14 protein-coding genes and 1 pseudogene are annotated in these 20,764 nt (G+C 37.8%); 10 read left to right on the top strand and 5 right to left on the bottom strand.

Annotated features, from left to right (window positions below; translation table 11 throughout):
* Window positions 1-38: 38 nt before the first annotated feature.
* Window positions 39-3,128: a TonB-dependent receptor gene (locus QF042_RS06090; RefSeq protein WP_307526316.1), complete on the top strand. Its 3,090-nt coding sequence runs from the start codon at window positions 39-41 to the stop codon at window positions 3,126-3,128.
* A 16-nt stretch (window positions 3,129-3,144) separates the two neighbouring features.
* Window positions 3,145-4,524, top strand: coding sequence for a RagB/SusD family nutrient uptake outer membrane protein (locus tag QF042_RS06085; RefSeq protein WP_307526313.1), 1,380 nt, complete (start codon window positions 3,145-3,147; stop codon window positions 4,522-4,524).
* Between the two features lie 67 nt (window positions 4,525-4,591).
* Here the strand turns inward: QF042_RS06085 and acs are convergent, their stop codons facing one another.
* Window positions 4,592-6,487: an acetate--CoA ligase gene (acs, locus tag QF042_RS06080; protein ID WP_307526312.1), complete on the bottom strand. Its 1,896-nt coding sequence runs from the start codon at window positions 6,485-6,487 to the stop codon at window positions 4,592-4,594.
* A 290-nt stretch (window positions 6,488-6,777) separates the two neighbouring features.
* On the opposite strand from acs, the gene rpmB reads away from it, so the two are divergent.
* The 6 genes from rpmB (at window position 6,778) to rimO (ending at window position 10,384) form a co-directional block, all read left to right on the top strand.
* Window positions 6,778-7,011: a 50S ribosomal protein L28 gene (gene rpmB / locus QF042_RS06075; RefSeq protein WP_025145121.1), complete on the top strand. Its 234-nt coding sequence runs from the start codon at window positions 6,778-6,780 to the stop codon at window positions 7,009-7,011.
* A 44-nt stretch (window positions 7,012-7,055) separates the two neighbouring features.
* Complete coding sequence (gene rpmG / locus QF042_RS06070; RefSeq protein ID WP_010599807.1) at window positions 7,056-7,238, top strand: 50S ribosomal protein L33; 183 nt, start codon at window positions 7,056-7,058, stop codon at window positions 7,236-7,238.
* Window positions 7,239-7,321: 83 nt separating this feature from the next.
* On the top strand, window positions 7,322-7,477 hold the full coding sequence (locus tag QF042_RS06065; protein ID WP_082491331.1) for a DUF4295 domain-containing protein: 156 nt from the start codon (window positions 7,322-7,324) through the stop codon (window positions 7,475-7,477).
* 84 nt (window positions 7,478-7,561) lie between these two features.
* The gene (ftsY, locus tag QF042_RS06060; protein WP_307526308.1) at window positions 7,562-8,524 is read left to right on the top strand and encodes a signal recognition particle-docking protein FtsY; all 963 of its coding nucleotides are present in this window, start codon (window positions 7,562-7,564) and stop codon (window positions 8,522-8,524) included.
* A gap of 70 nt (window positions 8,525-8,594) precedes the next feature.
* Complete coding sequence (locus QF042_RS06055) at window positions 8,595-8,969, top strand: GxxExxY protein (protein ID WP_307526306.1); 375 nt, start codon at window positions 8,595-8,597, stop codon at window positions 8,967-8,969.
* A gap of 83 nt (window positions 8,970-9,052) precedes the next feature.
* Window positions 9,053-10,384, top strand: coding sequence for a 30S ribosomal protein S12 methylthiotransferase RimO (gene rimO / locus QF042_RS06050; RefSeq protein WP_307526304.1), 1,332 nt, complete (start codon window positions 9,053-9,055; stop codon window positions 10,382-10,384).
* Between the two features lie 77 nt (window positions 10,385-10,461).
* On the opposite strand, the gene QF042_RS06045 is transcribed toward rimO, so the two are convergent.
* The 4 genes and pseudogenes from QF042_RS06045 to QF042_RS06030 all read right to left on the bottom strand — a co-directional run bounded on the left by QF042_RS06045 (window position 10,462) and on the right by QF042_RS06030 (window position 16,487).
* Window positions 10,462-10,806 carry a hypothetical protein gene (locus tag QF042_RS06045; protein WP_307526302.1) on the bottom strand — a complete coding sequence of 115 codons (345 nt, stop codon included), beginning with the start codon at window positions 10,804-10,806 and terminating at the stop codon, window positions 10,462-10,464.
* A 1,573-nt stretch (window positions 10,807-12,379) separates the two neighbouring features.
* Window positions 12,380-13,382, bottom strand: a pseudogene (locus QF042_RS06040) (NAD(P)H-dependent glycerol-3-phosphate dehydrogenase).
* A gap of 229 nt (window positions 13,383-13,611) precedes the next feature.
* The gene (locus QF042_RS06035; protein WP_307526299.1) at window positions 13,612-14,952 is read right to left on the bottom strand and encodes an efflux RND transporter periplasmic adaptor subunit; all 1,341 of its coding nucleotides are present in this window, start codon (window positions 14,950-14,952) and stop codon (window positions 13,612-13,614) included.
* Between the two features lie 95 nt (window positions 14,953-15,047).
* Window positions 15,048-16,487 (bottom strand): TolC family protein, encoded by a 1,440-nt coding sequence (locus QF042_RS06030; protein ID WP_307526297.1) that lies wholly within the window; start codon window positions 16,485-16,487, stop codon window positions 15,048-15,050.
* Between the two features lie 74 nt (window positions 16,488-16,561).
* On the opposite strand from QF042_RS06030, the gene QF042_RS06025 reads away from it, so the two are divergent.
* Both QF042_RS06025 and QF042_RS06020 read left to right on the top strand, forming a co-directional pair.
* Window positions 16,562-17,239, top strand: coding sequence for a polysaccharide deacetylase family protein (locus QF042_RS06025; RefSeq protein WP_307526295.1), 678 nt, complete (start codon window positions 16,562-16,564; stop codon window positions 17,237-17,239).
* Between the two features lie 587 nt (window positions 17,240-17,826).
* Window positions 17,827-20,592, top strand: a complete 2,766-nt coding sequence (locus tag QF042_RS06020; protein ID WP_307526294.1) for a bifunctional aconitate hydratase 2/2-methylisocitrate dehydratase — start codon at window positions 17,827-17,829, stop codon at window positions 20,590-20,592.
* The last annotated feature ends 172 nt before the right edge of the window (window positions 20,593-20,764 follow it).

The raw sequence follows: 20,764 nt of genomic DNA, 5'->3' as shown, positions 1-20,764 counted from the left end.
ATCAATTATCAAACATCATTAACTAAACTAACAATTTGATGAAAAAACTACTCTTATGTATGATTTTATCTCTTAGTGTAATTTCGTTTGCTTTCGCACAAGGCAAAGTAATTACCGGGAAAGTGACGTCAGCCTCAGGACCAATTCCTGGCGTCAGCGTATTTGTAAAAGACTCACCATCAACCGGTACGCAGAGCGATGCCACCGGAGCTTTTAAATTAACGGTTTCGGAAGACGCCAAAACACTCGTTTTTAGTTTTATCGGCTTCAAAACAAAAGAAGTACCCATTAGCGGACAAACCATCAATGTAAATCTGGAGGAGGAAAATAACACCTTATCTGATGTGGTTGTGGTGGGTTATGGAACACAGAACAAACGTGATGTAACAGGATCTGTAGCTTCTGTTAAATCGAAGGATCTGGAGAACCTGCCGGTAACAAGTTTCGAACAAGCCTTACAAGGAAAAGCAGCTGGTGTACAGATTGCAGCGCAAAATGGAAAGCTGGGTCAAGGCATAACGGTTAGGGTAAGGGGCGCTGCATCAGTAACTGCAGGTAGCGAGCCACTTTACATCGTTGATGGAATCCCAATTACCTCAGGAGATTTTTCTAGCACCACTGCACCAACCAGTGCTTTAGCAGATATAAACACTAATGATATCGAATCCATAGAAGTATTAAAGGATGCATCAGCATCGGCAATTTATGGGGCAAGGGCTTCAAACGGTGTGGTTTTAATCACCACAAAACAAGGTAAGGTAGGCAAAACACTAATTCAGTTTAATGCGCTGGGTGGAATAAGCTCACCTTCTAACCATAGGGATTTTTTAAACGCAGAGCAATATGTTCAAATAGAGCGAAGAGCTGGGCAAGGCCAGGCGAATCAGGATTTCCTTAATGGAGATTATGCAACCCTGCAAGAAGCGCTAGATGACTATAGCGCAAGTGTAGAAGCGCGTTTAAACCGGTATTCGGCTGGCAATAGCGATTATCAAACTTATAAGGTAAATTCTAACTGGGAAGCTGCGTCCTTTCAGGATAACCCGGTTACACAGCAGTACGACCTGAATTTAACAGGAGGAAATGAAAAGACAAAATTTTATATTGGCGGCCAGGCATTGGATCAAAACGGAATTGTAATTGGAAACAGTTACAAACGTTATAGCGGTAGATTAAACCTGACCAATAAAGTAACTGATTTTTTAGAAGTTGGCGTTAATCTTAATTTCTCAAATAGCATTAATAACAGGTTATCAAATGATAATGCTTTTTCAAGTCCGTTACAATCTGTTGCACTCTCACCTATCACTCCGTTTATCGATCCCAGATCGGGTTTAATTAGCGGGACCTTACCAGGCGCAGCGTCAAACTATCCAGTATATTACAATCCATTTATCAGCGTTGACAATGCTTTTTACAAAGCAACAGTCTACAGAACAATTGGTAAAGCTTTTGCGAATATCAACATTGCTAAAGGATTAAAGTTCAGTACTGATTTTTCTATTGATAACTTAAATCAAAACGAAGAAAGTTATTATGGTTCATTAACCTTTAGGAATACAGGTACCTCAAATGGCTATGGGCAAAATATTTCAACCTTTGTAATTAATGCCAATACCAATAATTTCTTTAGTTATAATACAACCGTTGGAAAGAGTGCTTTTGATCTTATTTTGGGCACGAGTTATCAGAAATCAACTACAAAATATAGTACCATCGAAGGGCAGGATTTCCCTAGTGATTCTTATATTAAACTGGGTTCTGCTGCAACAAAGGTGATTGCAACCAGCAATGAAGGTGCATTTAGCTTTTTATCTTATTTTTTTAGAGCTAATTATAAATACAACGACCGTTATTTGGTGGGCTTTAGTGTAAGGGCTGATGGTTCATCACGTTTTGGGGCAAATAATAGATATGGGTATTTCCCCGCAGGTTCATTGGCCTGGATTGCTTCTGAAGAAGATTTCTTAAAACAAAGTGAAACCATCAGTTTATTAAAATTTAGGGCAAGTTATGGTTTAACAGGTAATGCGGAAATTGGTAATTATTCTGCCCGTGGTTTATTCGCTGGAACAGGGGCATATGGTGGTTTGCCTGGGCAAGTACCTTCACGAATTGCCAACCCCGATTTAACCTGGGAAAAAACCAAACAGCTTGATATAGGCTTAGACTTTGGTATCTTAAAGAATAGAATTACAGGAGTTTTTGATTTCTACCAAAAGAATACCACCGATTTATTATTGGATGTGCCTGTTCCACAAACAACAGGTTTCTCTACCAAAACTCAAAATTTAGGCTCCTTAAAAAATACAGGTTTCGAATTAGGCATTAACACCGAAAATTTCGTAGGCGCTTTCAAATGGTCAACTGCCATAACTGGGGCAGTTAACAACAATAAAATCACCAATTTAGGTGGACAGATTTTAAACAGTAATGAAATAAATGCAGCCATTTCAGGTCAACCAATCGGTGTATTTTATATACCAGAATACGCAGGCGTAAATCCGGCAAATGGAGATGCGCTTTATTACCTCAACACTACCGATGCTTCGGGTAATGTAAATAGATCAACCACAACAGATATTAATCAGGCACAAAGAATATTTGCTGGAAACCCTAATCCTAAATATACGTTCGGTTTAAACAACACTTTTTCGTACAAGAATTTTGATTTAGGTATATTTTTTCAAGGCGTAAAGGGCAATAAAATTTTTAATGCCGGCGGTCAATACATGAGTGCTAATGCTTCAAATGGTTATGATAATCAAACTGCAGATCAAATGACCTATTGGGATAAACCGGGTGATATTACATCTGTTCCAGAGCCCCGTTTGTTTGCCGGTAACGGAATCGGAAACTCGACCAGGTATTTATCTGATGGTTCTTATGTCAGACTAAAAACCTTAACACTTGGTTATACTTTTCCCACTTCAGTATTAACTAAAATTAAATTAAGCAAATTAAGGTTATATGCTACGGCTCAGAATCTGCTTACCATAACTGGTTATAAAGGCTGGGATCCGGAGGTTAATGCCGATTATCAGTCAACAAACATTAATCAAGGGGTAGATTTTTATTCAGCACCACAACCACGTGTAATTTCATTTGGTATTAACATTGGCCTATAATTAAAAAAGAATCAAAATGAAAAAGACATATATAAATAATATCATATTTACTTGCATGTTTTTGATGGCTTTATCATCCTGCAAGAAAGCACTCGATATAAATCCTGTTGATACCATTGAGCAAAAGAATGCTTTACTCACCTCAAAGGATGTTGAAGGAGCCTTAGTTGGTGCATACTCAGATCTCGGTAGCCGTAATTTTTTTGGTGGCCGTCCGTTTTTAATGACTGATTTCTTAGCAAATACCGATGCCATTGAATGGTTCGGCACCTATGAGGAGCTAACCCAGGCAATCAACAAATCGTTACTAAAAACAAATACTTTTGTCGATAACGTTTGGGCATCAGGATATACCGCAATTAATGATGCCAATAACGTAATTGCTGCCCTTGATAAAGTAGAGGCAGCTAAAAAAACCAGAGTTGAAGGAGAAGCCAAATTTATTAGGGGCGCGGCATATTTTGAATTGGTTAGATTATTTGGGAAAGCCTATAATGATGGCTCTCCAACTACAAATTTGGGTGTACCTATAGTATTAACACCAACTAATCTCATAAGCGAAGCAAATTATGTAAGTAGGGCCACTGTAGCCGCTGTTTACAATCAAGCTATAACTGATTTAACGGATGCAGAAGCTAAACTTCCGGCCACTAATGGTTTTTTCGCAACTAAATCTGCAGCAGCTGCAATGCTAGCGAGACTTTATTTACAAATGGGTAATTATAGCGCGGCCGGAACAGCTGCAAACCGGGTGATTGCTTCTGGAAATTATCAACTAACAGGTACATACCTTGATGCTTTTCCTAAAATGCCAGAAAGTGGAAGACCCGCAAAACCTGGAGACAATTCTACTGAAGATGTTTTTGCCATACAGGTAACAACTTTAACCGGGTTTAATGGTTTTAATGAGTTTTATGGTTCATCAACATTTGGTGGCCGTGGAGATGCCGTGATATCACAAGATTGGATTGATGCAACTTATAGTACAGATGACGACAGGATTAATGCTTTTTATGACGATGACGATATGTTTACGGCCAAATTTGGAAATCAATTTGGGAATGTACCTGTAATCAGATTGGCAGAAATGTATCTAATCAGGGCAGAATGTAATGTCCGCTTAGCTCCGGCTGCTCCTATTGGAGGCGTAACACCATTGCAAGATTTAGCCACTGTTAGAAGCAGGGCTGGCTTAACAACACTAACTGCTACCCTGGCAAATATCCTTAATGAAAGAAAACTAGAATTTGCTTTTGAAGGCTTTTCATTACATGACGCGAAAAGAACTCAAACCAATATTGGTAGCCTACCCTGGAACTCTACCAGATTAGTATTCCCAATTCCACAACGTGAAATTGACGCCAACAAAAACTTAGTTCAAAACCCAGGTTACTAGAAATGTAGCATTATAACAGAAATGGCCTGAGAATTTCGGGGCCATTTCTGTTTCTTTAAAACTATGATTAAAGCTTTTTCGCTGCTGCTATAATTTCTTCTACAACTCCCGGATCAAGCAGCGTAGAAGTATCACCTAAATTACTGGTTTCCCCTTCAGCAATCTTACGTAGAATCCGACGCATAATTTTGCCCGAACGTGTTTTTGGTAAGCCTGAAACAAATAATATTTTATCAGGCTTTGCTATCGCACCAATTACACGGGTAACCGTTTGTAAAATATCTTTTTTAGATAATTCTGCTTCTCCATGCATTTCAGGATAAATAACAAAAGCATAAATGCCCTGCCCTTTTACATCGTGCGGATAACCCACAACAGCACTTTCTACCACGCCAGCATGCATATTAATGGCATTTTCTACCTCAGCGGTACCAATTCTATGTCCTGATACATTTAATACATCATCAACACGACCTGTGATTCGATAATAACCATCTTCATTACGCAAACAACCATCGCCCGTAAAATATAAATTCTCGTAAGTAGAGAAATAAGTCTGTTTGCAACGCTCGTGGTCGCCATAAGTAGTACGCAACATTCCCGGCCAGGGAAATTTAATACAAAGATTTCCCATCACCCCATTTCCTTCAATTTCATTACCATTTTCGTCTACCAAAATCGGCTGAATACCTGGCAAAGGCAGGGTAGCAAAACTCGGTTTGGTTGGTGTTACTGTCGCAATAGGCGAAATCATAATCCCCCCGGTTTCCGTTTGCCACCAGGTATCAACAATAGGTGCTTTGCCATGACCGATTTTCTCATCGAACCAATGCCATGCTTCTTCGTTAATGGGCTCTCCTACCGAGCCTAAAACGCGGATTGAGCTTAAATCTTTACCGTTAAGTGGATCTTCGCCATAACTCATTAAAGAGCGGATAGCCGTAGGCGCGGTATATAAGGTATTTACTTTATGTTTTTCTACAATATCCCAAAAGCGAGATGGACTTGGATAAGTTGGAATCCCTTCGAAAAGTACAGACGTTGCACCTTGCGAAAGCGGCCCATAAACAATATAAGAGTGGCCGGTAATCCAGCCAATATCAGCAGTACAGAAATAAACCTCACCAGGCTGATAATTAAACACGTTAGAGAAGGTGTAACCTGCATAAACCATATAACCGCCACAGGTATGCACCACGCCTTTAGGTTTACCGGTAGAGCCAGATGTATAGAGAATGAACAGCATATCTTCAGCATCCATTTCTTCCGCTTCGCAAATATCATTTACGTGTTTAACCTCATCTTCCCACCATACATCTCTACCTTTTAACATCGAAACAGGCGTACGGATATGGGTTAACACGATACATTTTTCTACAGTTGGGCAGCCGATTAACGCATCATCAATTACATCTTTTAAAGGAATCTGTTTATTACCACGATAAGAACCATCGGCAGTAATAACTACTTTACACTGCGAATCGTTAATCCGGTCGGCGATAGATTTAGCAGAAAATCCACCAAAAATAACCGAGTGAACGGCACCAATTCTGGCGCAGGCTAAAACAGCAATAGCCAGTTCGGGCACCATTGGCATATAAATACAAATACGGTCGCCTTTTTTAGCGCCATTACGTTTTAAAACGTTAGCAAAACGACAAACGCGTTCGTGCAACATTTTATAAGTATAAGTAACACTTTCTTCTTCAGGGTTATTAGGTTCCCAAACAATAGCTGGTTTATCTCCATTGGTAGCTAAGTGCCGATCTAAACAATTTTCGGTGATGTTAAGCTTTGCACCTTCAAACCACTTAATATTTGGTTCCTTAAAGTTCCAGGAGAGTACCTTGAACCACGGCTTGCGCCATTGAAAGTTCTGCGCTACTTCGCCCCAAAACTGCTCAGGGTTTTCTACGCTTTTCTTATAATCTTCTTCGTATTGCTTAAAAGATGTAATTTGCATTGCTCGTTCTATATTTTGGATTAGTTGCGGCTAATTTAAATAAATAATAATTAGGAGAAATAGTTTAATCGTATCAAAATGAATATCAAACGTTTGATCAGAAATATTTATTTTTAATATAGGCAGAATTTAATATTAGGCATGAACAAACATGACACAAACCTTTTCCGCTTATAATATTAATTGTAAAAATAATTAGCTAGGCTATTGCTGTTTACAATTATTATTCAGATATTTGCACACTCTTAAAAAAATTAAGCGGACGATATTAACAACTATATTTACAAGTCATGTCAAGAGTTTGTGATTTAACAGGAAAAAAAGCAATGGTAGGTAACAACGTTTCTCACTCAAACGTTAAAACCAAACGCAAATTTTACCCAAACCTACAACTTCAGAAATTTTATATTCCTGAAGAAAACCGTTGGATTACGTTGAAAGTTTCTACTTCAGCGATTAAAACCATCAATAAAGTGGGCATTAGCGAAGCAATTAACCGTTTCGTAAAAAAAGGATTTTTGTAAAAAACATTAACTGTTGAGATTAACAGTTTTCAATTTATATTAAAATGGCAAAAAAAGGTAACAGAGTTCAGGTTATTTTAGAATGTACTGAACATAAAGAAAGTGGCATGCCAGGTATGTCTAGATATATTTCTACCAAAAACCGTAAAAACACTACTGAGAGATTAGAATTGAAAAAATTCAATCCGGTATTGAGAAAAGTAACCGTACATAAAGAGATTAAATAAGACTGAAGGTAAAAGGCTTAAGGTTGGGGGTTTAACCGCTCATTCAATCCTTCTATCATTCAATCATTTAAAATTATAAGAACATGGCAAAGAAAGTAGTTGCAACCCTTAAAACAGGTACAGGTAAAGAATATTCGAAAGTAATTACAATGATAAAATCACCAAAAACTGGTGCTTACTCATTCAAAGAACTTATCGTACACAACGACCACGTAAAAGATGCTATTGCATCTAAATAAGGTTAATATTTTTTAATATTAAAAATATTAAAGGCCGTTCCGTTTTAACCGGAAGGGCTTTTTTTGTTATATAAAAATTTAGATATGGGTTTATTCGATTTTTTCAAAAAGAAAGAAACTGCACCTGAAGCTCAGGAAGCGCTGGATAAAGGTTTAGAGAAAACTAAAGACGGTTTCTTTAATAAAATTACCAAAGCCGTAGCAGGAAAATCTTCTGTTGATGATGAAGTGCTCGATAATCTGGAAGAAGTTTTGGTCACTTCTGATGTAGGTGTAAGCACTACATTAAAAATTATCAAACGTATCGAAGAACGTGTTGCCAAAGATAAATACCTCAATACCTCGGAGCTAAATTTTATCCTGCGTGATGAAATCCAATTGCTTTTATCTGAAAACAATAGTAACGATTTCCGTCAGTTCGAATACGGCGATCATAAACCTTATGTAATTATGGTAGTTGGCGTAAATGGTGTGGGCAAAACCACTACTATTGGCAAACTCGCACATAAACTTAAAGAATCGGGACTTAAAGTAGTATTAGGTGCTGCCGATACCTTCAGAGCTGCGGCCGTTGATCAGATTAAACTTTGGGGCGAACGCGTTGGCGTGAGGGTTGTGGCGCAGGCTATGGGTTCCGATCCTGCTTCAGTTGCTTTTGATACTTTACAATCTGCCGTGGCTAATGACGAAGATGTAGTAATTATCGATACTGCCGGACGTTTACACAACAAAATCGGCTTGATGAACGAGTTGGGTAAAATTAAACAGGTGATGCAAAAGGTAGTACCAGGCGCACCGCACGAAATTTTATTGGTATTAGATGCCTCAACCGGTCAAAATGCTTTTGAACAGTGCAAACAGTTTACCGAAGCTACTGATGTTAATGCATTGGCCATTACAAAATTAGATGGAACAGCAAAAGGTGGTGTAGTAATCGGAATTTCAGATCAATTCAGAATTCCGGTTAAATATATCGGTGTAGGAGAAAAAGTTGGCGACTTACAGCTTTTTGATAAGAAAGAGTTTGTGAATAGTTTGTTTAAGTAGCACTTCGTGGGTTGATTTCATCGAGGGTTCACTTCGTGGGTGATTACACAGATTTTTATTAATTTCAGTAATGGAAGAATATGAAAATCATGAACTTACGGGTATTATAATTGGTTGTTGCTACAGTGTCCATTCTCAATTGGGACCAGGATTTTTAGAGAAAATTTATGTCAACGCACTTAAAATAAAACTTAGCCAGGCTGGGCTAAATTTTGATGTTGAGAAAGAGTTTATAGTGATGTTCGAAGATCAAATCATTGGCAAATTTAGATGTGATTTAGTAGTGGAACAAAAAGTAATAGTGGAGCTAAAGTCAGTAACTGGATATCAGCCCAAATTATTCCAAAACCAACTTATCTCTTATTTGAAAGCCAGTAAAATTAAAACCGGATTATTGATTAACTTTGGCAACACAAGTTGTGAGGTCAAAAGAATATCTGTTTGATCCTTTAAAATTTCCACATTACAATCTGTGGAATCACCAAATCTGTGGAATCAAACCGCAAGGAAGGTGTAAATCATTATAATATGAATACCAAAATAGTAAAAAGTAAAAGCGCAATTAAGCAACCTAAAATTAATGTAATTACATTAGGTTGTTCAAAAAACATATACGATTCGGAAGTATTGATGGGGCAGTTGCGTGGCAACAATTTAAATGTTGTACACGAATCAGACAAAATGGGCAAAGATGATATCGTTGTAATCAATACCTGCGGTTTTATCGATAATGCTAAACAAGAATCAATCGATACCATTCTACAGTTCAGTGAACTAAAAGAAGCTGGTAAAATTGGCAAAGTAGTGGTTACAGGCTGTTTATCTGAGCGTTACAAACCCGAATTAGAAGCTGAAATTACAAACGTTGATGCTTTTTTCGGCACCAACGATTTACAAAATATATTACGTGAGTTAGGCGCTAATTACAAGCACGAACTTATTGGCGAGCGTTTATTAACCACCCCTTCTCATTTTGCCTATTTCAAAATTGCCGAAGGCTGTAACCGCCCATGCTCTTTTTGTGCTATTCCTTTAATGCGTGGCAAACACTTGAGTAAACCAATGGAAGAGTTGGTTAACGAAGCTAAAATATTGGCCAAAAACGGCACTAAAGAACTGATTTTAATTGCTCAGGATCTTACCTATTACGGTTTAGATCTTTATGGTGTGCGCAAGTTAGATGAATTGATGCGTCGTTTATCTGATGTTCCCGGCATCGAATGGATCCGTTTGCAATACGCCTACCCTTCTGGCTTCCCGATGGAAATTTTAGATGCCATGAACGAACGCGACAACATCTGCAAGTATCTGGATATGCCATTACAGCATATTACAGATAACATGCTAAAATCAATGCGCCGGGGCACTACCAAACAAAAAACCATCGATTTAGTGAACCAGATCAGAGATAAAGTGCCAAATATCGCCATGCGTACTACTTTAATCTGCGGTTACCCAGGCGAAACTGAACACGATTTCCAAGAAATGAAGGAATGGGTTGCAGAAACCAAATTCGACCGTTTGGGTTGCTTTACCTATTCGCACGAAGAGAAGACACACGCGCATACTTTGGTTGATGATATCTCCGATGAAATAAAACAACAACGTGTGGATGATATTATGGAAATTCAGCAAGGTATTTCTTTCGATATTAACCAGGAAAAAGTAGGTAAAACTTTTAAAGTACTGGTTGATAAAAAAGAAGGGGATTTCTTTGTCGGCAGAACTGAATTTGATTCACCTGAAGTTGATAACGAAGTTTTAATCGACGCAGCAACAGGTTATGCCGCTAATGGAAGTTTTGTTAATGTGAAGATAGACAGGGCTGAAGATTTCGATTTATACGGAACTATAGTATAAACTAAATAAACCTCGAGGTTTATCTAAAAAAAGAAGTCAAGTTTTTAAAACTTGACTTCTTTTAAAATTACACTTTACTATTTCTTAGGCTCAGGTCTGTTTTTAATCTGACTGGCTTTTAACCAAATTTTAGCACCTTTCGAGTTTACATAATATTTTTCATTTTTTGCATTGATATAAACATCAGAACCATCTGGTGCCATTTTACCTTTCCAGGTTTTATCAGCAACTTTCGAACTGCCTTTTACCGCTACTTCAGCAGTTTTATTACCTACAGATTTAGCACCTTTACCAATTGCTTTTCCGGTATGATCTAATGCTTTACCTACTTCAGTTTTTTTCTTTTCTTGTGCATTTACATTTAAGGCTACACCTCCAAACAAGGCCAGCGTTAATAAACCCATTACTAATTTCTTTTTCATGACAGCTATATTTTATTTACGTGATAACAGTTGACCGCAGCTTTTGTTTTACAGCTAAGTACTTATTAAGTAAATCTTATTGTAGGAATTGTTTGAAATTGAGAAACCTAAAGTTCAAAATCTTTTTTGAAGGGTAGCGTATCGATTCAGCTGTATTATTTTTTTGAGCGCAAGGGCAGTGACAACTATTAAAGGGTGTTCCCGTTCTCCGCTATATCCTTTCGCTACGCTTCAGGGATGCCGCTTCGACCGGGGCTAAAAAACTTCTGTACTGCAAGAAAAAGACAAAAATCACAACAAAGTAAGTATCGCAATTGTCAGTCTGAGCGTAGTCGAAGACTTCTAGAGGCTGATAAATTAAAAAAAGAGGCCCTTCGACTACGCTCAGGGTGACATCTTTTCTCGATTTCGCCCTAAATTAATAGCATTGGTCCGACCGGGGACGGCTAAACAGTTACCACTGTAAGGAAGCCACATGTAACAGCCCAGGCAAGAATTTATTCTGTTTCCTTATACTGACCTGATTTCAATAAACCTTATTGCAGCGGTTATCTTTTTTGCTGCAAGGCCAAACAACCAGCAATAACATTCACAAAAAGATAATAGCGGAAAGAAGGACTACCCGAACCGAAAAACTCAGAACCTTGCTTTACATAAAAATTAAAATCTTTTTTTGGAGCACAAGAACAGGGCAACTATTAAAGGGTGTTCCCGTTCTCCGCTATATCCTTACGCTGCGCTTCAGGGATGCCGCTTCGACCGGGGCTAAAAAGCTCATGGCTGCAAGAAAAAGACACAAATAACAACAAAGTATCGCAATTGTCAGTCTGAGCGTAGTCGAAGACTTCTAGAGGCTGATAAATTAAAAGAGGCCCTTCGACTACGCTCAGGGTGACTCTTTTCTCGATTTCGCCCTAAATTAATAGCATTGGTTCCGACAGGGGACGGCTAAACAGTTACCACTGTAAAGAAGCCACATGTAACAGCCCAAGCAAGAATTATTCTGTTTCCTTATACTGACCTGATTTCAATAAACCTTATTGCAGCGGTTATCCTTTTTGCTGCAAGGCCAAACAACCAGCAATAAAATTCACAAAAAGATAATAGCGGAAAGAAGGACTGCCCCAACCGAAAAACCCAGAACCTTGCTTTACATAAAAATTAAAATCTTTTTTTGGAGCGCAAGGACAGGGCAACTATTAAAGGATGTTCCCGTTCTCCGCTATATCCTTTCGCTTCGCTTCAGGGATGTCGCTTCGCCCGGGGCTAAACAGCAACCGGCTGCAAGAAAACATGAAGCTCGCGACAAATTTAAGTAGAGCGGTTGCCAGTCTGAGAAGAATAAATTAAAATAAATCCTTAGACTATATTGGCATTAATAGATTTCGATAGAAAAATCGTCATCTCGACCGAAGCACCGCGGAGTGGAGAGATCTTTAAACTTTATTGTTGAAATCAAATTTAAAGATTTCTCCACTACGGTCGAAATGACGATACTTCTAATTGACTCACCTCTTTAAATTCTCCTGTAATTTAAATTGATTTTTATAAAAAATTACCGCTCAGGGTGACATTAATTTAATTTCTCGGCTAATAATTTCATTTCGATATGGGGCGAACGGTTTTCGTAAATAATGCTATGCACTGCTTTACAAATTGGCATATCTACATGGTATGCCTGATTTTTGATATGCATGCATTTCACAGCATAATAACCTTCGGCAATCATGTTCATTTCCAACTGTGCAGATTTTACAGTATATCCCTTCCCCTATCATATTACCAAAGGTGCGGTTACGGCTAAATTGCGAATAAGCGGTTACCAATAAATCACCAAGGTATGCCGACTCCATAATATCTCTATTGATGGGATGAACAGCATCAACAAAACGTTTAATTTCGCGAATGGCATTGCTGATCAACACCGCCTGAAAATTATCGCCATAACCTATGCCGTGGCAAATGCCGCTGGCAACGGCATATATATTTTTTAAAACTGCTGCATATTCTGTCCCGAAAATATCGTCTGATACGTTTGTTTTAATATAACGGGTGTTTAAAAATGAAGCGAAAGTTGATGCCTTTTCTACATCAGTACAGGCTATGGTTAGGTATGATAATTTTTCTAAAGCTACTTCTTCGGCATGGCATGGTCCGCTAACCACCAAAATATCATCATATGGGATATTATAATTTTCGTGCAAAAATTCGCCGATAATCAGATTATCTTCGGGTACTATGCCTTTTATAGCTGAAATGATTTTTTTGCCCTTTAAATCTTCGGCGGTGATGGAAGCTAAAGTGTTTTTTAAAAATGCCGCCGGAACGTTTAAAATTACAAATTCGGCTGACTTTATTATGGAGTTGATATCTGAAGAGATATGGTCTTCTTGAGTAAGTTTAATCTCAACAGAACTAATATAATTAGGATTATGTTTAAATTTTTTAATGTGCGCTATAGCTTCCTCGTTGCGCATCCACCAAAAAATTTCCTTTTCAGATAAATTATCTGCAAGCATTTTTACAATGGCAGTCGCCCAGCTCCCGCCCCCTATCATTGCTATTTTAGGTACCATGTTTTAAAGAGGTATAAGGCTTAAGGTAAAAGGCATAAGGTTATTATGTCCTAAGTACTAAAGCTCAAGGTAAAAGATGTAAAGTTTGGTTGAAGAACTATATCCCACACCCAAAATCTTATATCTCAAGCTCGCAAGTTACTATTTCTTGTAGATATTTACGATAAAAAGTGTGAGGTGAATAGGCAAAACCCTACACCTCACACCTTTAACCTTACACCTAAAAAGGCTACTTCTTAGCGTCTTTGTTAAACAACTGGTCTTTAGATGTTTTCTCTACAACCATTCCGTCTTTTAATTTGTTTTGGATAGCCGAATAAGGGCCTGTTACAATTTCTTGCCCAGCTTTAACACCAGATTTTACAATAATGAACTGATCGTTTTGGATGCCAGTGGTTACCTCTGTTTTTTTAACCTTTTTGGTTTTAGCATCGTAAGCATAAATGTATTGTTTCACCTTTTTATCGGTTAATTTAGATTTTTGCTTGTCGGTATTTGCCTGGTTACCCTGGTTTTGGCTAGCATCAGCAGATTTTGCATTATCAGTAAATACCGCCTGGATTGGAATAGCCAAACCCGTTAACGATTCACTTTCGATATCAACCGTAGCCGACATACCCGGGCGGAAGATAGATTGTTGTTTACCCGCTAGTTCTTCTGTAATTCTGATTTTTACTGAGAAATTGGTTACCTGATCTACGGAAGTAGAAATCGCAGTACCAACAGCTGTTGATGAACTTGCAATTTCGGTTACTACACCTCTAAATTTCTTGTCAGAGAAAGCATCAACTTCAATCGAAGCTTTATCTCCCACTTTAACGCGGGTAATATCATTTTCATTAACATCAACGTTCACCTCCATTGTTGACAGGTTGGAGATACGCATTATTTCTGTACCTGCCATTTGCGAAGTTCCTAAAATACGATCGCCCAATTCGATTGATAGTTTTGAAACCACACCATCAACCGGAGCGTAGATTGTTGTTTTAGCTAAGTTTGCACCTGCTTCTTTAACGTTTGCACCCGTTTGTTCCAAGGTAAATTTAGCACCTGTTACATTCTCTTTTGCACTGGCTAAATTTGCTTTGGCTGTTAAATAGGCGGCTTTAGCTGCATCGAACTCAGATGCAGAGATTACTTTTTTATTAAACAGTTCAACATTACGTTTATAAGTTGCTTCGGCGTTTACGAAGTTGGCCTGGTTTTGTATCAATTGTTGTTGTGCTGCAGCCACACTAGCTCTCTGTGCATTAAATGTAGCCACCGTTCTTTCGTATCCCGATTGCAAAACATCCGGACGTACTTTACAAAGCAACTGACCGGCTTTAACAATGTCTCCTTCTTTTACTTTTAACTCTACTACCTCTCCCGATACCTCAGAACTTAATTTAACCTCGGTTTCTGGCTGTATTTTACCACTTGCGGTTACTGTTTCTACAACAGTTTTATCTGATGCCTTTTCTGTAGTTACTTTTTCGGTTTTATCTCCTCCAATAACTCCGGCCAGCTTTAGTATGACTAGAAGAGCTACGATAGCAACTACGGTAATAATAATATGCTTCAGTTTCATAATTTATTGTATTTCGTTTGTTTGTATTAAAGTTGTAATGCTTGAAAGTTTAAAAGTTAAACCTATCCCTTCTTTATTTATCCTATTTATTTATCCTAAAAAACAATTTGTTTACCTAAATAGTAATCAATTACTTTTGCCCTGAACAAAAGATCGTATTTAGCCTGGATAAAATCTATCTCCGCTTTATTTCTATTGGTTTGCGCTGTGCTGTAATCTAATGAGTTTACTAAACCAACATTATAACGCTGCTCAATTACATAAAAGGCATCTTTTTGCGCCTGAAATGCATTCTGAGTTGATGAATAACGGCTTTCTGCGGCCTTTAAATCATAAACTGCCTGCGAAATCACCTTACTTAAATTATTCTTGGTAAGCTGCTCCTGTACCTGTGTATTCTGATAGTTAATTTTTGCTTTTCTAACATTTGTTCTTGCCTGGAAACCATTAAAAATAGGAATCGAAAGATTTAATCCAACATATTGATTAAAGTTATCCTCTATTTGAGAACCGAATGCCTGTTTGCCTAAAACAGTCACAAAATCTGGTGTAACAACAGATTCGTTAGTCGTTAAGGTTCTTCCAATTTCAGAGAATCCATTTGGGGTAATAGAAACTACTTTACTCCTGCCACTGGAAAAGTTAGACCCTAAACCGGCACCGACAGATAGTCTTGGGTAATAAGAAGATTTAGCTACACTAATTCCTCTTAATGCAGCTTCGGTTCTTAACGATGCTAACTTAACATCAGGGAAACTAGTTACCGCACTGGTAAAAATTGTATTAATATCATAACTATTCTGTAAAGAATAGTTTTCTGCAATAACCGGTGCCTTTACCTCAAATCTATTTTCTGGTTGCATTTCCATCAATTGATTTAAAGTTAAATAAGATACCGATAATGTATTTTGAGCATTTGTAGTATTCAACTCGGCAGTAGCTACCTGAGATTTTGCCTGCGAAATATCGGCTAAGGTCTTATTACCCGCATCTAATAAGGCCTGCTCTCTTTTTAAGGTCTGCTTGGCAACTTCTAATTGTTGTTGTGATGCAGCTAATAAATCTTTGTTGTACAAAATCTGCATATATGAGGTAACCACCTGTAAAATTAAATCGTTTTTGATTTTCTCTACATTGGTTTGATCGGCAGCAAGCAAAAGTTTGTTCTGTCTGATCTGATTAATTTTCTGAAAGCCCTGAAAAAGATCGGCACTTGCACTTAAGCTACCGTTGGCTGATGAAAATTGTTGTGAAATAAACTGATTGGTTGATGGATCGATACTACGACCGAAGTTTTTATTATAACTTGCTGCTCCGTTAAGCGTTGGTAAAAGCGCATTTTTAGATTGACTTAGTGTTTCATTACTTAGAGCGGCACTAAAAGCAGCCTGTTTGATCTGTAAATTATTTCTAAGGGTATTATCTACTGCCTGTTGGATGGTTAAAACTTGCTGGGCATTAGCATTACTGGCAAAACCGAGCGCAATAACAAAAGCAAAACCGGTAACTAACTTATTCTTGGTAAACATCTTCATAATTTGTTTCAAATCTATATAAACAACTTTAATAATTTCAATCTGTACAGGCATTTAGTAACTTTGTAGCTAAAATGTACCTGATCAAATCACCGCTTCTGCTAAAATGGTATTATCCATCACTATTATGGAATAAATCCCGCACCGAAAAAGTTATTTATTTGACCTTTGACGATGGACCTATACCCAATGTTACAGATTTTGTATTAAAAACTTTAAAAGCCTTTAATGCTAAAGCTACATTTTTTTGCATTGGCGATAATATTGTAAAACACCCCGAAGTTTTTGAACGCATAAAATACGACGGACATGCAATTGGCAACCATACTTTCAATCATTTAAAAGGCTGGAAAACCGATAATGAAACCTATCTTCAAAATACGCTAAAATGCCAGAAACTTACGCAAACCCACCTTTTCCGCCCACCCTACGGACGGATTAGGAAGAGTCAGATTACAAGTCTGAAGTCTGAAGTCCGAAGTCCAAAGTCCATATTCCAAAGTCCAAAGTCTGACTCAGGACTCGAGACTAAAGACTCAGGACTGAACATCGTAATGTGGGATGTACTTAGCGGCGATTTCGACACTAAACTCCCACCCGAAAAATGTTATCAAAACGTGATTAAACATACCGAAAATGGTTCAATAATTGTATTTCACGATAGTTTAAAAGCATTCGACCGGTTATCTTACGCACTTCCCAAAGTATTGGCTTATTTTACTGAAAAAGGTTTTACGTTTTCATCATTGTAGCACTTAGCGATAGTTGTGCCATTATTGCCCATAACCTATGGTGATTTGGAAAGCGCGATTTAGCGACGTACCGTTAACAGGTTGCGTTCGTAATTGAACAATTCTGTTCGATAATGAACAGTAGCTTAGGTATTAAATTCTATCATTTGTAACTGCTTTTTACCTAACTAACAGCAGCCAACGCAATCGTCCTAAACTTGATTCATCTTTCCTGCTAGATAGGATCTGAAATGAATCCGATGGCTATTGGATCAGGGTGACGGTTATAATATAAGCTGTTAAAAATGGAGATTTTAAATTATGCCGGACATTCACAAAACACCTACTAATCATATAAACGCATCCATAATTTATACGTTTTTATGACCTTAAATTCATATCCTTTCTCGTAATTTAGAATAATTCCAAATTACTGAATCGCCTGCTTAAATTACATTTAAAGATTGCTTTTTGTTATTTTTGCTTTGACCATAAAACTCAGTTTTTATAGTTAATAACCACAAATTAAATGTAAACCACCGTATTCTTCTTGTCAAATTGTGCCTGTTTGTATGCACAACCTATAACAAAAGAATAAAATAGCTAAGATGAGTATTTATAACGATTATATCCAGGAGATTGAAGAAAGAAAAACACAAGGTCTTCACCCTAAACCTATTGATGGAGCTGAATTATTAAGTGAAATCATCGATCAAATCAAAAATGTAAATAATTTTAACAGAGCAGATGCTGTTAATTTTTTCATATATAACACCTTGCCGGGCACTACCGGAGCAGCTGGTGTAAAAGCAGAGTTTTTAAAAGAAATTATTTTAGGCGGAACTATCGTCGCAGAAATTACACCTGATTTTGCTTTCGAATTGTTGTCGCACATGAAGGGTGGATCTTCTATCAAAGTGTTATTAGACATTGCTTTGGCCGATAATGGTGATAAAGCCCATAAAGCCGCAGATGTCCTTAAAACGCAGGTTTACTTGTACGATGCCGATACGGATCGTTTAAAAGAAGCCTACAATAATGGCAACGATATCGCTAAAGAAATACTGGAAAGTTATGCCAGGGCTGAATTCTTTACTAAACTTCCTGAAGTAGCAGAAGAAATCAAAGTGGTAACTTTTATCGCGGGTATTGGCGATATTTCTACAGATTTATTGTCTCCAGGTAACCAGGCACACTCCCGTTCAGATCGTGAATTGCATGGTAAATGTATGATTACGCCAGAGGCACAAGAGGAAATCCAAGCATTGCAGGCACTACATCCGGATAAAAGTGTGATGCTGGTAGCTGAAAAAGGCACCATGGGTGTAGGTTCCTCACGTATGTCTGGTGTAAATAATGTGGCACTTTGGACGGGCAAAAGATCTAGCCCTTATATCCCATTTGTAAACATAGCCCCAATTGTAGGTGGTACCAATGGTATTTCTCCAATTTTCTTAACAACAGTTGATGTAACAGGCGGCATTGGTATCGATCTTAAAAACTGGGTAAAGAAAACTGATGAGAATGGAAATGTTATTCGTAACGAAAATGGCGAGCCAATTTTAGAGCAGGTTTACGCTATAGAAACGGGTACGGTGCTTACCATTAATACAAAAACTAAAAAATTATACAATGGAGATCAAGAGTTGATCGACATTTCAAAAGCATTGACACCGCAAAAAATGGAATTTATCAAAGCCGGCGGTTCTTACGCTATTGTTTTTGGTAAAAAAATCCAAACTTTTGCAGCCAGAACTTTAGGTATCGAAGCTTCAACAGTATTCGCCCCGGCTAAAGAGGTATCTATCGAAGGGCAGGGTTTAACCGCTGTAGAAAAAATATTTAACAGAAATGCAGTAGGTTTAACACAGGGCAAGGTTTTACATGCCGGTTCTGACGTTCGTGTAGAAGTAAACATTGTTGGTTCTCAAGATACAACAGGTTTGATGACCGCTCAGGAATTAGAGGCCATGGCCGCTACAGTTATTTCTCCAATTGTTGATGGCGCATATCAGTCAGGTTGCCATACCGCATCTGTTTGGGATAAAAAAGCACAGGCAAATATCCCTAAACTGATGAAGTTTATGAATGATTTTGGCGTGATTACTGCCCGTGACCCTAAAGGCGAATATCATTCAATGACCGATGTTATTCACAAAGTATTGAACGACATCACTATTGATGAGTGGGCAATTATCATCGGTGGTGACTCGCACACACGTATGTCTAAAGGTGTGGCTTTCGGCGCAGATTCTGGTACGGTGGCATTGGCATTGGCAACTGGAGAAGCTTCCATGCCAATTCCTGAATCAGTAAAAGTAACATTCAAAGGTCAAATGAAAGAACACATGGATTTCCGTGATGTAGTACATGCGACACAATTGCAAATGTTACAGCAGTTTGATGGCGAAAACGTATTCCAGGGTCGTATCATCGAGGTACACATTGGTACTTTATTAGCCGACCAGGCCTTTACTTTTACCGATTGGACAGCCGAGATGAAAGCAAAAGCATCTATCTGTATTTCGCAAGACGATACTTTAATCCAATCTTTAGAAATTGCTAAAAATCGTATTCAAATTATGATAGACAAAGGTATGGACAACCATAACCAGGTTTTACAAGGTTTGATCAATAAGGCAAATAAACGTATTGAGGAAATAAAAACGGGCATTAAGCCTGCTTTAATGCCAGATGATAATGCTAAATATTATGCTGAGGTTGTAATTGATCTGGATCTAATTGAAGAACCAATGATTGCTGATCCGGATGTGAATAATGTAGATGTTTCTAAACGTTATACGCACGATACCATTAGAGACTTAACTTTTTACGGTGGCGATAAAAAAGTAGATCTTGGTTTCGTAGGTTCTTGTATGGTACATAAAGATGACTTGAAAATCGTTTCTCAAATGTTGAGAAACGTAGAGACACTAACGGGTAAAGTAGAGTTCAAAGCACCATTGGTCGTTGCAGCCCCTACTTACAATATCATTGATGAGTTGAAAGCAGAAGGCGATTGGGAATACTTACAAAAATACTCTGGATTTGAGTTCAGCGATGCCTTACCTAAGGCTGCAGCTCGTACCGAATATGAAAACATCATGTACTTAGAGCGTCCGGGTTGTAACCTTTGCATGGGTAACCAGGAAAAAGCGGCTAAAGGCGACACTGTAATGGCCACGTCAACCCGTTTATTCCAGGGCCGTGTGGTAGAAGACAAGGACGGTAAAAAAGGAGAATCTTTATTGGCATCTACACCAGTAGTGGTTCTTTCGGCTATTTTAGGTCGTATTCCAAGTATTGAAGAATATAAATTAGCGGTAGAAGGTATTAATTTAACCAAGTTTACGCCAATTTCTACAAAACAATAAGAAACAAATAAGCATATTTTATTGTTAATAAAGCATCAAGGCTATCCGATAATCAGATAGCCTTTTTATTTACACTAATGATTGGATAGAATGTTTTTAAATAACACAATTTGACAATTCACAAAAACAAGTCTATTAAAAATTGTTTAATTTAGTCAGTGTTGTTATTGAC

Source organism: Pedobacter sp. W3I1, from assembly GCF_030816015.1.
Lineage (GTDB): Bacteria > Bacteroidota > Bacteroidia > Sphingobacteriales > Sphingobacteriaceae > Pedobacter.
This window is presented reverse-complemented; position numbering and strand designations above follow the sequence as displayed.

Coding starts and splice junctions, on each gene's coding strand:
- rpmG (WP_010599807.1), top strand. CDS start 7,056: ATGGCAAAAAAAGGTAACAGAGTTCAGGTTATTTTAGAATGTACTGAA.
- QF042_RS06045 (WP_307526302.1), bottom strand. CDS start 10,806: ATGAAAAAGAAATTAGTAATGGGTTTATTAACGCTGGCCTTGTTTGGA.
- ftsY (WP_307526308.1), top strand. CDS start 7,562: ATGGGTTTATTCGATTTTTTCAAAAAGAAAGAAACTGCACCTGAAGCT.
- QF042_RS06030 (WP_307526297.1), bottom strand. CDS start 16,487: ATGAAGATGTTTACCAAGAATAAGTTAGTTACCGGTTTTGCTTTTGTT.
- acs (WP_307526312.1), bottom strand. CDS start 6,487: ATGCAAATTACATCTTTTAAGCAATACGAAGAAGATTATAAGAAAAGC.
- QF042_RS06065 (WP_082491331.1), top strand. CDS start 7,322: ATGGCAAAGAAAGTAGTTGCAACCCTTAAAACAGGTACAGGTAAAGAA.
- QF042_RS06085 (WP_307526313.1), top strand. CDS start 3,145: ATGAAAAAGACATATATAAATAATATCATATTTACTTGCATGTTTTTG.
- QF042_RS06020 (WP_307526294.1), top strand. CDS start 17,827: ATGAGTATTTATAACGATTATATCCAGGAGATTGAAGAAAGAAAAACA.
- QF042_RS06025 (WP_307526295.1), top strand. CDS start 16,562: ATGTACCTGATCAAATCACCGCTTCTGCTAAAATGGTATTATCCATCA.
- QF042_RS06090 (WP_307526316.1), top strand. CDS start 39: ATGAAAAAACTACTCTTATGTATGATTTTATCTCTTAGTGTAATTTCG.
- QF042_RS06035 (WP_307526299.1), bottom strand. CDS start 14,952: ATGAAACTGAAGCATATTATTATTACCGTAGTTGCTATCGTAGCTCTT.
- rpmB (WP_025145121.1), top strand. CDS start 6,778: ATGTCAAGAGTTTGTGATTTAACAGGAAAAAAAGCAATGGTAGGTAAC.
- rimO (WP_307526304.1), top strand. CDS start 9,053: ATGAATACCAAAATAGTAAAAAGTAAAAGCGCAATTAAGCAACCTAAA.
- QF042_RS06055 (WP_307526306.1), top strand. CDS start 8,595: ATGGAAGAATATGAAAATCATGAACTTACGGGTATTATAATTGGTTGT.